The following is a 13,469-nucleotide window of genomic DNA, read 5'->3' on the forward strand; positions in this document are numbered from 1 at the left end:
GCGGCAGAAATTACCAGCGCGGCGTGATTTTCACGTCACCGCGAAGACGCCAAGCACGATCAGCAGGAAGATGATCAGCACGATGCCGATGAGGATGCGCGCGCCGGTGGCGGCGGCTCCGGCCAGTGCCGGCATGCCGAGCAGGCTCGCCGCGGCCGCGATAATCAAAAGAATGATAATCCACCTGATCATAAGAGGCACCTCGCAACCGACAGGTTTGAACAACCTACAAACGTCTATGTGATGCCTCAGGTTCCGCCGCGCTAAACCTCCGGCACGTCCCAGACTTCGCCCGGCCGCAAGGCGCGAAAACGTTGCCGCGGCAGGCCGGCAGCATCGAGCGCTTCACCGAGCTTTCTGGGCGGCTCCTCGATCGGCTCGTTGGTGAGCCGGAACGTGCCCCAGTGACAGCCGGCGGCATAGGCGGCGTTGCACAAAAGCATGCCTTGCACCGCCTCTTCCGGATCCTGGTGATGAGGCGCCATGAACCAGCGCGGCTCGTAGGCGCCGATCGGCAGGATGGCGAGGCGGAAGCCGCCGTGCTTTTGCGCCATCAGCCGGTAATTGATGCCGCCGTGGAAGCCGGTGTCGCCGGCGAAATAGATCTTTGCGTCGGGCGTCTCGACGACGAAACCCGCCCATAGCGCCATGCGCCGGTCGCGAGTACCGCGGGCCGACCAGTGATGCACCGGCTCGACATGGACGGCGACGCCATCGCCGATATCGACCCGGTCGCCCCAGTCATGCGCGGAAAGCCGCATACCGGGCACGGCGGCGCCGATGATTGTGTCATTGCCAAGCGGCGTCAGCAGCAGCGGGTCGTGTTTTGCCTTCAGGCGCTTCAGCGTGGCGAGGTCGAGATGGTCGTAATGGTTGTGGCTGACCAGCACGAGGTCGATCGGCGGCAAATGCGAAAAGGCGATGCCCGGCGGATTGACGCGTTTCGGCCCGGCGAAGGAGAGCGGCGAGACACGCCGCGACCAGACCGGATCGGTCAGGATGTTCAGGCCTGCTGTCTGGACGAGCAGCGAGGAATGACCGACCATGGTGAGGCGCAGCGCAGAACCATCGATGCGCTCGACCGGTCTTGCCGGCGGAAACGGGCTCGGATCCGCCGTCGGCCATTTCGAGCGCTCGCGGCTCAGTTGCCACTTCAACAGATCGGCAAAGCGACCCGGCGGCCGTCCGCCGGGATTGAAGAACAAGGTGCCGTCGAAATGATCGCTGGGCGGCCCGCTGTAATAGCGGTTGGCGGCTCTCTTTCTCGCGGCCAAGAAATCGGCTTCCTGCAGTTTGCTGATCGCCAAGAGATAATGCCGGAGCCGGCCCGCACAAGCATTGAGGTGAACGCCAAGGAAACGCCAAGGATTTGACGCCAGCGCGCCGTATCGCATCAACCGGAGAGGCCGGCCAAAGGCCAAGGCGCGACGCAATTCAGGCAATGTGCATTTTGCGACAAATTTGCAACATTAGCGGCGCAAACCGTATTTTAACCATATCGGGTTGAAATTTCGCCACCTTCTCCATCTTGGTGAGGGGGACATTGCGCGGACGGCTTCCCCAGCTCGATCCGACGGAGGTTGAAGAATGAAATTTTCGAAAACCGGCCTGCTGGCCGTATCGCTGGCCGCGCTCGTTGCGAGCGGCTGTTCGACCTCGCGGTTCTCATCGATGGACGAGCAGCAGCCGGCGCCGCTGGAAGCTGCGCCTGCCGGCAAGGTGACTGCAAACCAGTTGCCGCCACCGGCGACACCCGGCGCCGCCGACCCGTCGAAATTTCCGACTGCGCCGCAGAACACGCAGGTCGCCTCGCTGCCGCCCGACGGGACGGCGCCGGCCGGTGCGGCCGACCTGACCGCCTCTAGCGTCGCTGGTGTGTGGAAAGCAAGCGTGTCCGGCCAGAGCTGTCAGGTGGCGACGCCGCAGACCAAATTCGGGTCGGGCTACCGCGCCGGACCGCTGCATTGCCCGGCGCCGATCGACGGCATCAAATCCTGGAACGTCGCCGGCAAGCAACTGACGCTCTATGACGAGAATGGCGGCACGCTGGCACGGCTTTATTCCTCGGGCGGCGAGAAATTCGACGGCCAGACTTCCAACGGCCTGCCGATCTCGCTTACAAGGTAAGAGAACGGCCCCCATTGGTACGCAATTCCGGACGGAAAACCGCTACATACTTTTCCTGGAATTGCTCTCTTTTGTTTTTTACGCAATTCCGGACAGAAAACCGCTACACACTTTTCTTGGAATTGCTCCGGAACGACGTGACCGATGCATCTGCGTGACGGCCTCCAGACCCATGCGACCGTCAAGCAGCGCTATGACCATCTGGTCGAGACGGGCGCCATCGGGCGCGATCCGGCGCAGGAGCGGATCGCCGCTGCGCTCGACCGGCTGATCGACGAGATATCGGCAAAGCGGCTGGCGCATAAATCAAGCGCGCTGGGGTGGTTGTTCGCCCGCAAGCGCGAGGGGCACGAGGCGGTCAAGGGCCTCTATGTCCATGGCGGCGTCGGCCGCGGCAAGACCATGCTGATGGACATGTTCTTCGAGCTGTTGCCGGTGCGGCGCAAGCGCCGCGTGCATTTCAACGATTTCATGGCCGACGTGCAGGACCGCATCCACAAGCACCGGCAGGCGCGTAAAGAGGGTACGGTCAAGGAGGACGACCCGATCCCGCCGGTGGCGCGCGCGCTTGCCGAGGAAGCCTGGGTGCTGTGCTTCGACGAATTTTCGGTCACCGACATCGCCGATGCGATGATCCTGTCCAGGTTGTTTTCGGCGTTGTTTGCCAATGGCGTGGTGCTGGTCGCCACCTCCAATGTCGCGCCGCAGGATCTCTACCGCGACGGCCTGAACCGTCAGTTGTTTTTGCCGTTTGTCGCTATCCTGGAGCGCCACGCGCACGTGCTGGCGCTGGATGCCGACAAGGATTACCGCCTAGACAAGCTCAGCCGCATGCCGGTCTATATCACCCCGGCCGATGCCGCCGCCGACCATGCGCTCGACGAGCTGTGGGCGGTGATGACGCATGGCAGGCCGACGGCCGAGACGATGCTGACGGTTAAGGGCCGACACGTCGTGGTGCCGCGTACTGCCGGCGAGGCGGCGCGGTTTTCCTTCACCGATCTCTGCGAGAGGCCGCTCGGGGCCCGCGACTATCTTGCCATTGCCCGTCGTTTCTCGACCATCGTCGTCGACCGGGTGCCGGTGCTCGGCGAAGGCAAGCGCAACGAAGCCAAGCGCTTCATCCTGCTGGTCGATACGCTCTACGATCATCATGTACGGCTGGTGATGAGCGCCGCGGCACCGCCGGCGCAGCTCTATACGGCCAAGCGCGGCAACGAAGTCTTCGAGTTCGAGCGCACCGCATCGCGGCTGATCGAGATGCAGAGCCACGACTGGCTGGAGAACTGGGCGGAGAGGCAGAGGGCGCAGGGATCATCGACCGAGGCACGGCAGGCCAGGCGTGAGGGGTAGTACAGAAGAGGCCGCTGCTGCCGGCGCCTATAACCGATAAATATACATGACGAACCCCTCCGCCGGCCCACGCGGCTCTTTTCGCGACTCGTAAAGTGCGCGAGCAGCAACATTGTCCGGCTCGGTGCCGACCCACGCCTCCTCACAGCCATGCTCGCAGCCGAGTGCGAACATGGCGTCGAGCATCCTCGTCGCAATGCCCTGGCGTTGAAAGGCCGGCGCCACGCCGACCTCGTCTATGTAGAGCTCGCTCACCTTGTCCGGGTGGCGGTGGATGACAGCTGCGCATTGGCCAACGACGATGCCGTCGGCGAGGGCCACGACCATGAAATGACCGGGCTCCGCGAGATAGGCGGAGAGCCGATCCGGCCTGACCGGCTCGTCGAAGACTTCGTCGGCAACCCGCATCACAAGGGCGTCATCGCCAGGAAACAGCCTTCTGATTTCCAATGCCATTGTGTAGAATTCCTCTAGCCGGCTTCAGAATTTTGACGCTTACGTAAGTCCCATTGTTTCTAACCGATTGAAATTATTCACTGCAAAATAATCGTTTGAATTTTTGTGCGGCCGGGGCTATTGCGTGCGGCGAATTTCGCGGTTCCGCAGCATTCCGGCCTCTTCCTCCGACGCCGTCATCAAATCGTCAAGGATTTGGGCGCCGTCATAGTCAAAGGGAAAACATCCTGACATGGCACGCAACAAGATAGCGCTCATCGGCTCGGGCATGATCGGCGGCACCCTCGCCCACATGGTCGGCCTCAAGGATCTCGGCGACGTCGTGCTGTTCGATATCGCCGAAGGCATCCCGCAAGGCAAGGGGCTGGACATCGCGCAGTCGTCGCCGGTCGATGGGTTCGACTCCAGGCTGACCGGCGTCAACGACTATGCCGGTATCGAGGGCGCCGACGTCTGCATCGTCACCGCCGGCGTGCCGCGCAAGCCCGGCATGAGCCGCGACGATCTTCTGGGCATCAATCTGAAGGTGATGGAGCAGGTCGGCGCCGGCCTCAAGAAATACGCGCCGAAAGCCTTCGTCATCTGCATCACCAACCCGCTCGACGCCATGGTCTGGGCGCTGCAGAAGTTTTCCGGCCTGCCCAAGAGCCATGTCGTCGGCATGGCCGGCGTGCTCGACAGTTCGCGCTTCCGTTATTTCCTGGCCGAGGAATTCAAGGTTTCCGTCGAGGACGTCACCGCCTTCGTGCTCGGCGGCCATGGCGATTCCATGGTGCCGATGATCCGCTATTCGACGGTTGCCGGCATCCCGTTGCCCGACCTCATCAAGATGGGCTGGACCTCGAAGGAGCGGCTCGACCAGATCGTGCAGCGCACCCGCGACGGTGGCGCCGAGATCGTCGGCCTGCTCAAGACCGGCTCTGCCTTTTATGCGCCGGCCGCCTCGGCCATCGCCATGGCCGAAGCCTATCTCAAGGACAAGAAGCGGGTGCTGCCCTGTGCGGCGTACCTCTCCGGCCAATATGGCGTCAAGAACACCTATGTCGGCGTTCCCGTGGTGATCGGCGCCGGCGGCGTCGAGCGGATCATCGAGATCGAGCTCACAAAGAACGAGCAGAAGATGTTCGACAATTCGGTCGCGGCGGTGCAGGGCCTGTGCGACGCCTGCGTCAAGATCGCTCCACATCTCGCGGCCAAGTAAGCCGGTAACCAAGCCGCCAAGCAAGCTGGAGACATAGCGCATGAACATCCATGAATATCAGGGCAAGGCGCTGCTGAAGGGCTTTGGCGCACCGGTGGCCGAGGGCGTGCCGGTGTTCAAGGCGAGCGAGGCGGAAGCTGCCGCCACGGCGCTGCCCGGCCCACTCTATGTGGTCAAGAGCCAGATCCATGCCGGCGGCCGCGGCAAGGGCAAGTTCAAGGAGCTCGGGCCCGATGCCAAGGGCGGCGTCAGGCTGGCGAAGTCGGTGGCCGAGGTCGTCGCCAACGCCAAGGAGATGCTCGGCCATACGCTGGTCACCAAGCAGACCGGCCCGGCCGGCAAGCAGGTCAACCGGCTCTATATCGAGGACGGCGCCGACATCGAGCGCGAACTCTATCTGTCGATCCTGGTCGACCGCTCGGTCGGGCGCGTCGCCTTCGTCGTCTCGACCGAGGGCGGCATGGACATCGAGGCGGTCGCCCACGACACGCCGGAAAAGATCATTACCGTCGCCATCGACCCGGAAAAGGGCGTGACGGCCGACGATATGAAGAAGCTCAACGCCGCACTGAGGCTCGACGGCGACGCCGCCAAGGACGGCTCCACGCTGTTTCCGATCCTCTACAAGGCGTTTGTCGAGAAGGACATGAGCCTGCTCGAGGTCAACCCGCTGATCGTCATGAAGAGCGGCCGGCTGCGCGTGCTCGACGCAAAAGTGTCGTTCGACAACAATGCGCTGTTCCGTCACCCGGACGTGCTCGAATTGCGCGACACCACCGAAGAGGACGAGAAGGAGATCGAGGCGTCGAAATACGACCTCGCCTATGTCGCGCTCGACGGCAATATCGGCTGCATGGTCAACGGCGCCGGCCTTGCCATGGCGACGATGGACATCATCAAGCTCTACGGCGCCGAGCCCGCCAACTTCCTCGATGTCGGCGGCGGCGCGTCGAAAGAAAAGGTGACGGCGGCGTTCAAGATCATCACCAAGGATCCGGCGGTCAAAGGCATCCTGATCAACATCTTCGGCGGCATCATGAAGTGCGACATTATCGCCGAGGGCGTCATCGCCGCAGTCAAGGAGGTCGGCCTGCAAGTGCCGCTGGTGGTGCGGCTGGAAGGCACCAATGCCGAGCTCGGCAAGAAGATCATCAACGACAGCGGACTGAACGTGGTTTCGGCCGATGACCTCGATGACGCAGCCAAGAAGATTGTCGCGGCGGTGAAGGGCTGAGTCTGTGCCTCCGCACAAGATAAACCTCATCGAGGCGGCGGATGCGAAGATCAAGAAGGTCTTCGATCCGCATATTGCCGGCGACGTGAATGACAGCCAGGTCAAGATCGCCAAGTTCGGCGACGTCTTCGACTGGCACGCCCACGACAATGAGGACGAAGCGTTCCTGGTGCTGCGGGGCCGCATCGCCATCGATTTCCGCGACGGCACGGTGGAACTTGGCAGCGGCGAGTTCATCGTCGTGCCGCGCGCCGTCGAGCACCGGCCGCGCTCGCTGAGCGAGGAACCTGTCGTGCTGATGTTCGAGCCGGCGACGACGCTCAACACCGGCAACGCCAAAAGCGACCTCACCGTCGCCGACCTGAAGCGGTTGTGACCATGAGCGCGCGGCCTTCCCCGATCAACGGTTTTTAAAAAGGACCACCATGTCCATTCTCGTCGACAAGAACACCAAGGTGCTGGTGCAGGGCCTGACCGGCAAGACCGGCACGTTCCACACCGAACAGGCGCTCGCCTATCACGGCACAAAGATGGTCGGCGGCATCCACCCCAAGAAGGGCGGCGAGACCTGGACCGGCGCCAAGGGCGAGACGCTGCCGATCTTTTCCACCGTTGCCGAAGGCAAGGCCAGGACCGGCGCCAACGCTTCGGTCGTCTACGTACCGCCGGCGGGAGCGGCCGAAGCGATCCTGGAAGCGATCGAGGCCGAGATCCCGCTGATCGTCTGCATCACCGAGGGTATACCGGTGATGGACATGATCAAGGTCAAGGCAAGGCTCGACCGCTCGACATCGCGGCTGATCGGGCCGAACTGCCCCGGCGTGCTGACCCCCGACGAATGCAAGATCGGCATCATGCCCGGCAACATCTTCCGCAAGGGCTCCGTCGGCGTTGTTTCGCGCTCGGGAACGCTTACCTATGAGGCGGTGTTCCAGACCACCAATGTCGGTCTCGGCCAGACCACCGCCGTCGGCATCGGCGGCGACCCGGTCAAAGGCACGGAGTTCATAGACGTGCTGGAGATGTTCCTCGCCGACGACGAGACCAAGTCGATCATCATGATCGGTGAGATCGGCGGTTCGGCCGAGGAAGACGCCGCGCAGTTCCTCAAGGACGAGGCAAAGCGCGGCCGCAGCAAGCCGATGGCCGGCTTCATCGCCGGGCGCACCGCGCCGGCCGGCCGCACCATGGGTCATGCCGGCGCGGTCATCTCCGGTGGCAAGGGCGGTGCGGAAGACAAGATCGCGGCGATGGAATCGGCCGGCATCAAGGTTTCGCCATCGCCGGCCCGGCTCGGCACGACGCTGGTCGAGGCGATCAAAGGTTAGTGAGTAGCGAGTAGTGAATAGCGAATAGGTAAGAACAGAGTAACGGCGCGAACCAGGGAAAATCCCTACTCGCTATTCGCTACTCTCTATTCGCTCTGAAAAGGAGACGGAGCGCGGCTCCGCGGACAAAAATGGCAAGACAAGATCAGGCCAACGACCAGTTTTCGCTTACCTCTTTCCTCTATGGCGGCAATGCCGATTATATCGACGCGCTCTATGCCGCCTACGAGGACGATCCCGCTTCGGTCGATCCCGAATGGCAGGACTTCTTCGCGGCGCTGAAGGATGACGCCGGCGACGTGCGCAGGAACGCCAAGGGCGCCTCTTGGGCCAAGCCCTCCTGGCCGATGCAGGCCAATGGCGAGCTGGTCTCGGCCCTGGACGGCAATTGGGGCCTGGTCGAAAAGCACATCGAAAAGAAGGTCAAGGACAGGGCAGCCGGCAACGGCGCAGCGCTTTCCGACGCCGACGTGCATCAGGCGACGCGCGATTCCGTCCGCGCCATCATGATGATCCGCGCCTTCCGCATGCGCGGCCACCTGCACGCCAATCTCGATCCGCTTGGCATTGCCAAGCCGCTGGAGGATTATAACGAGCTGTCGCCGGAGAATTACGGCTTCACCGAAGCCGACTACGACCGGCCGATCTTCCTCGACAATGTGCTCGGGCTGGAATTCGGCACCATCCGGCAGATGCTCGATATCCTGACCCGGACCTATTGCTCGACGCTCGGCGTCGAATTCATGCATATTTCCGATCCCGAGGAGAAGGCCTGGATCCAGGCACGCATCGAGGGCACCGACAAGGAGATCTCCTTCACCGCAGCCGGCAAGAAGGCGATCCTGCAGAAGCTTGTCGAGGCGGAAGGCTTCGAGCAGTTCATCGACGTCAAGTACAAGGGCACCAAGCGCTTCGGCCTTGATGGCGGTGAGTCGCTGATCCCGGCGCTGGAGCAGATCATCAAGCGCGGCGGCCAGCTCGGCATGAAGGAGATCGTGCTCGGCATGGCGCATCGCGGCCGGCTGAACGTGCTGTCACAGGTGATGGCCAAGCCGCACCGCGCCATTTTCCACGAGTTCAAGGGCGGCTCGGCCGCGCCCGACGAGGTCGAAGGCTCGGGCGACGTGAAGTACCATCTCGGGGCTTCGTCGGATCGCGAGTTCGACGGCAACAAGGTGCATCTGTCGCTGACCGCCAATCCTTCGCATCTGGAAATCGTCGATCCGGTGGTGATGGGCAAGGCGCGCGCCAAACAGGACTATATGTTCGGCCGCAGCCGCGAGGAGATCGTGCCGTTGGAGGAGCGTGCCAAGGTGCTGCCCTTGCTGCTGCACGGCGACGCCGCCTTTGCCGGCCAGGGCGTGATTGCCGAAATCCTTGGCCTGTCCGGCCTGCGCGGCCACCGCGTCGCCGGCACGCTGCATTTCATCATCAACAACCAGATCGGCTTCACCACCAACCCGCGCTTTTCGCGTTCGTCTCCCTATCCGTCCGACGTAGCCAAGATGATCGAGGCGCCGATCTTCCACGTCAACGGCGACGATCCGGAAGCCGTGGTCCATGCGACCAAGGTGGCGATCGAATTCCGCATGAAGTTCCACAAGCCTGTCGTGGTGGACATGTTCTGCTACCGCCGCTTCGGCCACAATGAGGGCGACGAGCCCGCCTTCACCCAGCCGATCATGTATCGCAAGATCCGCAACCAGAAGACGACGGTGCAGATCTATGCCGACCGGCTGATTTCCGAAGGCCACATCACGCAGGCCGAGTTCGAAAAGATGAAGGCCGATTGGCGGGCGCATCTCGAGCAGGAATTCGAGGTCGGCCAGCATTACAAGCCGAACAAGGCCGACTGGCTGGACGGCGCGTGGTCCGGCTTGCGCTCGGCCGACAACCAGGACGAACAGCGGCGCGGCAAGACCGCCGTGCCAGTCAAGACGCTGAAGGAGATCGGCAAGAAACTGACCGAGGTGCCGAAGGATTTCGAGGCGCACAAGACGATCATCCGCTTCCTCGACAATCGCCGCCAGGCGATCGAGTCCGGCGAAGGCATCGACTGGTCGACGGCCGAGGCGCTGGCCTTCGGCGCCATCCTGCTCGACGGCAATCCGATCCGGCTGTCCGGACAGGATTCTGAGCGCGGCACCTTCTCGCAGCGGCATTCCGTGCTCTACGACCAGCGCGACGAGACACGCTATATCCCGCTCAACAATCTGTCGGCGGCGCAGGCCGGCTTCGAGGTCATCAACTCGATGCTTTCGGAAGAGGCCGTGCTCGGCTTCGAATATGGCTACTCGCTGGCCGAGCCGAAGGCGCTGACGCTGTGGGAAGCGCAGTTCGGCGACTTCGCCAACGGCGCCCAGGTGGTGTTCGACCAGTTCATCTCGTCGGGCGAGCGCAAATGGCTCAGAATGTCGGGCCTCGTCTGCCTGCTGCCGCATGGCTATGAAGGCCAGGGGCCCGAGCATTCGTCGGCCCGGCTCGAGCGCTTCCTGCAGCTTTGCGCCGAAGACAACATGCAGGTCGCCAATGTCACGACGCCGGCCAATTACTTCCACATCTTGCGCCGGCAATTGAAGCGGGACTTCCGCAAGCCGCTGATCCTGATGACGCCGAAGTCGCTGCTGCGCCACAAGCGGGCTGTGTCGACCCTCCCGGAAATGTCGGGCGAAAGCGCCTTTCACCGGCTGTTGTGGGACGACGCGCAGCTGCTGTCAGGCCAGGCCATCAAGCTCACCAAGGATTCGAAAATCCGCCGTGTCGTGCTCTGTTCGGGCAAGGTCTATTACGACCTCTACGAAGAGCGCGAGAAGCGCGGCATCAACGACATCTATTTGTTGCGCGTCGAGCAGCTCTATCCGTTCCCGGCCAAGGCGCTGATCACCGAACTGTCGCGCTTCCGTAATGCCGAGATGGTGTGGTGCCAGGAGGAGCCCAAGAACATGGGCGCCTGGTCGTTCATCGACCCGTATCTCTAATGGGTGCTGGCGAATATCGCCGCCAACCATCAGCGGGGGCGCTATACCGGCCGGCCGGCCGCCGCCTCGCCGGCGACCGGATTGATGTCGAAGCATCTCGCCCAGCTTGCCGCCTTGCTCGACGACGCGCTTGGTGAATAGAACAGAACCGAAAGAAACGGACAGGCACAATGGCAACCGAAATCCGCGTCCCGACACTTGGTGAATCCGTCACCGAGGCGACCATCGGCAAGTGGTTCAAGAAGGTCGGCGACGCGATCGCCGCCGATGAGCCGCTGGTCGAGCTCGAAACCGACAAGGTGACGGTGGAAGTGCCGGCCGCCGCCGCGGGCACGCTCGCCGAGATCGCCGTCAAGGAAGGCGAGACGGTCGGCGTCGGCGCGCTGCTCGGCACGATTTCGGCAGGCGCCGGCGCGGCAGCCAATGCCGCCGCCGCTCCGGCAACGAAGCAGGAGGCGGTGTCGCAGGCCTCGGCTCCGACTGCAGCCTCGAGCGTCAAGCAGGCTGCGGCCGAGACCGCCAAGATTGCCGGTGACGCCGGCGCGATCGAGACACGCACCATGCCGCCGGCGCCGTCGGCGGCAAAGCTGCTGGCCGAGCACAATCTCGCGGTCGACCAGGTGTCGGGCTCGGGCAAGCGCGGCCAGGTGCTGAAAGGCGACGTGCTCGACCTTATCGCCAGGGGCGCGCCGTCGCAGCCGGCAGAAATGCCCAAGGCCGCGCCTGTACCGGCACCCGTTGCCGCGCGCGCGCCGTCCGCTGCCGACGATGCGTCGCGCGAGGAGCGGGTGCGCATGACCAAGCTGCGCCAGACCATTGCGCGCCGCCTTAAAGAAGCGCAATCGACCGCCGCCATGCTGACCACCTTCAACGAGGTCGACATGAGCGCGGTGATGGCGCTGAGGAGCAAATACAAGGACGTGTTCGAGAAGAAGCACGGCGTGAAGCTCGGCTTCATGGGCTTCTTCACCAAGGCCGTCACCCATGCGCTGAAGGAGATCCCGTCGGTCAATGCCGAGATCGACGGCACCGACATCATCTTCAAGAACTACGCTCATATCGGCGTTGCCGTCGGTACAGAGAAAGGCCTTGTCGTGCCGGTTGTGCGCAATGCCGACCAGATGTCCATCGCCGAAATCGAGAAGGACATCGGCAGGCTGGGGCTTGCGGCGCGCGACGGCAAGCTCTCCGTCGCCGATATGCAAGGCGGCACGTTCACGATTTCCAACGGTGGCGTTTACGGGTCGCTGATGTCGACGCCGATCCTCAATGCGCCGCAGTCCGGCATTCTGGGTATGCACAAGATCCAGGAGCGGCCGGTGGTGGTCGGCGGCCAGATCGTCATCCGGCCGATGATGTATCTGGCGCTGTCCTACGACCACCGCATCGTCGACGGCAAGGAAGCGGTGACCTTCCTGGTGCGGGTCAAGGAAAGCCTGGAGGATCCTGAGCGGCTGGTGCTCGACCTCTAGGGGGCGGCCGACGTGGGCCGGAGCATGGATCTGCGCCGCCGGATGAGTTCGTGCCGTTTCCGGTCCGGTTTGTTTGTCACAATCTGCGCACTCGGCGTGCAGACGGTCTCCGCGGCCCTCGCCGCCTGCCCGCTCGAACTGGCCGTCTATGGCGATCCTGAGAACGCCGCCGAGATCGATTTCAGGCCGACCATGGAGTCGGCTACCGTCACCAATACCTTCAAGATGGTGCTCGACAACGGCGTCGTGCTCGACGGCATCGTCATGTGGACGGAGGGCGTGGCGCGGCCGCACGGCTCGCTGATGTACAAATGCCCGGCCGGCGACGTCACCGGCGACGAGCTCGCCGCCTGCACCGTGTGGGAGGGCGTCATCTACACTGCCGACGACCAGGGCAATATCGCGTTGCTGCCGGGCGAAGGAAAGGATGCGCCGAAGAAGCTGATCCTGCCTGACTTGGGAGCGTCGTTGCAGATGTCGGCGGCCTATGGCGCCAACGGCTTTTCCAGGGTGCCCTGGGACGTCTTTGCCCTGAAGGGATGTCAGGAATGAGCGCGAGCGGAAAGATCCTGCTGGTGACCGGCGGCAGCCGCGGCATTGGCGCCGCTACATGCAGGCTTGCCGCCAAGGCCGGCTATCGCATTGCGGTCAATTACGCGTCGAATGCAAAAGCCGCCGAAACGGTGGTCGCCGACATCGAGGCTGCTGGCGGAGAAGCCTTCACAGTCAAGGCCGATGTCGGCAGCGAGACGGACGTATTGGCTATGTTCGAGGCTGTCGATGGCCGTTTCGGTCGGCTCGACGCGCTCGTCAACAATGCCGGCGTGGTCGACCAGAGCGCGCGCGTCGACGAGTTTAGCGCTGCACGGCTGGAGCGCATGATGCGCATCAATGTAATCGCGCCGATGCTTTGCGCCCGCGAGGCGGTGAAGCGGATGTCGACCAGGCATGGCGGCAAGGGTGGCGCCATCGCCAATGTTTCTTCGATCGCGGCAAGGCTTGGCGGGCCGGGTCAATATGTCGACTACGCCGCCTCGAAGGGCGCGCTCGATTCCTTCACCATCGGGCTTGCCCGCGAAGTGGCCGGCGAAGGCATTCGTGTCAACGCGGTCAGCCCGGGCATCATCGACACCGAAATTCATGCCTCCGGCGGTCAGCCGGATCGCGCCGAGAGAATGCGCAAGGTGGTGCCCATGCAGCGCGTCGGCACCGCCGAGGAAGTCGCAGCCGCAATTCTGTGGCTGCTGTCGGACGAGGCGTCCTACACAACAGGCGCCAATCTGGAAATCGGCGGCGGCCGCTAAAGCAAAAGGGACAGTA

The 13,469-nt window shown here is 63.2% G+C and carries 12 protein-coding genes and 1 pseudogene; 10 read left to right on the forward strand and 3 right to left on the reverse strand.

The features are described from left to right. Positions 1–30 precede the first annotated feature (30 nt). Both NKJ13_RS22700 and NKJ13_RS22705 read right to left on the reverse strand, forming a co-directional pair. On the reverse strand, positions 31–192 hold the full coding sequence (locus tag NKJ13_RS22700; protein WP_031195454.1) for a DUF1328 family protein: 162 nt from the start codon (positions 190–192) through the stop codon (positions 31–33). A 71-nt stretch (positions 193–263) separates the two neighbouring features. Next, complete coding sequence (locus NKJ13_RS22705) at positions 264–1,274, reverse strand: MBL fold metallo-hydrolase (protein ID WP_352691078.1); 1,011 nt, start codon at positions 1,272–1,274, stop codon at positions 264–266. A gap of 313 nt (positions 1,275–1,587) precedes the next feature. Here NKJ13_RS22705 and NKJ13_RS22710 point away from each other — a divergent pair, with 313 nt between their 5' ends. Both NKJ13_RS22710 and zapE read left to right on the forward strand, forming a co-directional pair. Further along, entirely contained in the window at positions 1,588–2,127 is a 540-nt protein-coding gene (locus NKJ13_RS22710) for a protease inhibitor Inh/omp19 family protein (RefSeq protein ID WP_352479663.1), read from the forward strand. Positions 2,128–2,271: 144 nt separating this feature from the next. Continuing rightward, the gene (gene zapE / locus NKJ13_RS22715; protein WP_352738349.1) at positions 2,272–3,480 is read left to right on the forward strand and encodes a cell division protein ZapE; all 1,209 of its coding nucleotides are present in this window, start codon (positions 2,272–2,274) and stop codon (positions 3,478–3,480) included. A 27-nt stretch (positions 3,481–3,507) separates the two neighbouring features. Here zapE and NKJ13_RS22720 read toward each other — a convergent pair whose 3' ends face one another. After that, on the reverse strand, positions 3,508–3,936 hold the full coding sequence (locus NKJ13_RS22720) for a GNAT family N-acetyltransferase (protein ID WP_352738347.1): 429 nt from the start codon (positions 3,934–3,936) through the stop codon (positions 3,508–3,510). Positions 3,937–4,168: 232 nt separating this feature from the next. On the opposite strand from NKJ13_RS22720, the gene mdh reads away from it, so the two are divergent. The 8 genes and pseudogenes from mdh (at position 4,169) to NKJ13_RS22760 (ending at position 13,453) form a co-directional block, all read left to right on the forward strand. After that, positions 4,169–5,137 (forward strand): malate dehydrogenase, encoded by a 969-nt coding sequence (gene mdh / locus NKJ13_RS22725; protein ID WP_352507328.1) that lies wholly within the window; start codon positions 4,169–4,171, stop codon positions 5,135–5,137. A 40-nt stretch (positions 5,138–5,177) separates the two neighbouring features. Further along, entirely contained in the window at positions 5,178–6,371 is a 1,194-nt protein-coding gene (sucC, locus tag NKJ13_RS22730; RefSeq protein ID WP_352738345.1) for an ADP-forming succinate--CoA ligase subunit beta, read from the forward strand. A gap of 4 nt (positions 6,372–6,375) precedes the next feature. Further along, a complete protein-coding gene (locus tag NKJ13_RS22735) occupies positions 6,376–6,747 on the forward strand; it encodes a cupin domain-containing protein (RefSeq protein WP_352738344.1) in 372 nt (123 codons plus the stop codon). A gap of 49 nt (positions 6,748–6,796) precedes the next feature. Then, complete coding sequence (gene sucD / locus NKJ13_RS22740) at positions 6,797–7,699, forward strand: succinate--CoA ligase subunit alpha (protein WP_352479658.1); 903 nt, start codon at positions 6,797–6,799, stop codon at positions 7,697–7,699. Positions 7,700–7,830: 131 nt separating this feature from the next. Next, positions 7,831–10,818: pseudogene (locus tag NKJ13_RS22745) on the forward strand (2-oxoglutarate dehydrogenase E1 component). Positions 10,819–10,847: 29 nt separating this feature from the next. Next, positions 10,848–12,149, forward strand: coding sequence for a 2-oxoglutarate dehydrogenase complex dihydrolipoyllysine-residue succinyltransferase (gene odhB / locus NKJ13_RS22750; protein ID WP_352738341.1), 1,302 nt, complete (start codon positions 10,848–10,850; stop codon positions 12,147–12,149). Between the two features lie 42 nt (positions 12,150–12,191). Further along, positions 12,192–12,701: a hypothetical protein gene (locus NKJ13_RS22755; protein ID WP_352508968.1), complete on the forward strand. Its 510-nt coding sequence runs from the start codon at positions 12,192–12,194 to the stop codon at positions 12,699–12,701. Continuing rightward, positions 12,698–13,453: an SDR family oxidoreductase gene (locus NKJ13_RS22760; protein WP_352701245.1), complete on the forward strand. Its 756-nt coding sequence runs from the start codon at positions 12,698–12,700 to the stop codon at positions 13,451–13,453. The genes NKJ13_RS22755 and NKJ13_RS22760 overlap by 4 nt, the downstream gene beginning before the upstream one ends. The last annotated feature ends 16 nt before the right edge of the window (positions 13,454–13,469 follow it).

The sequence above is a fragment of the Mesorhizobium sp. M0174 genome (assembly GCF_040322275.1).
In the GTDB taxonomy this organism is placed as follows: Bacteria; Pseudomonadota; Alphaproteobacteria; order Rhizobiales; family Rhizobiaceae; genus Mesorhizobium.

What these genes read in the sequence shown, in the direction of transcription:
- NKJ13_RS22700 (WP_031195454.1), bottom strand. Translation starts at nt 192, where the DNA reads ATGATCAGGTGGATTATCATTCTTTTGATTATCGCGGCCGCGGCGAGC.
- NKJ13_RS22710 (WP_352479663.1), top strand. Translation starts at nt 1,588, where the DNA reads ATGAAATTTTCGAAAACCGGCCTGCTGGCCGTATCGCTGGCCGCGCTC.
- zapE (WP_352738349.1), top strand. Translation starts at nt 2,272, where the DNA reads ATGCATCTGCGTGACGGCCTCCAGACCCATGCGACCGTCAAGCAGCGC.
- NKJ13_RS22720 (WP_352738347.1), bottom strand. Translation starts at nt 3,936, where the DNA reads ATGGCATTGGAAATCAGAAGGCTGTTTCCTGGCGATGACGCCCTTGTG.
- mdh (WP_352507328.1), top strand. Translation starts at nt 4,169, where the DNA reads ATGGCACGCAACAAGATAGCGCTCATCGGCTCGGGCATGATCGGCGGC.
- sucC (WP_352738345.1), top strand. Translation starts at nt 5,178, where the DNA reads ATGAACATCCATGAATATCAGGGCAAGGCGCTGCTGAAGGGCTTTGGC.
- sucD (WP_352479658.1), top strand. Translation starts at nt 6,797, where the DNA reads ATGTCCATTCTCGTCGACAAGAACACCAAGGTGCTGGTGCAGGGCCTG.
- odhB (WP_352738341.1), top strand. Translation starts at nt 10,848, where the DNA reads ATGGCAACCGAAATCCGCGTCCCGACACTTGGTGAATCCGTCACCGAG.
- NKJ13_RS22755 (WP_352508968.1), top strand. Translation starts at nt 12,192, where the DNA reads ATGAGTTCGTGCCGTTTCCGGTCCGGTTTGTTTGTCACAATCTGCGCA.
- NKJ13_RS22760 (WP_352701245.1), top strand. Translation starts at nt 12,698, where the DNA reads ATGAGCGCGAGCGGAAAGATCCTGCTGGTGACCGGCGGCAGCCGCGGC.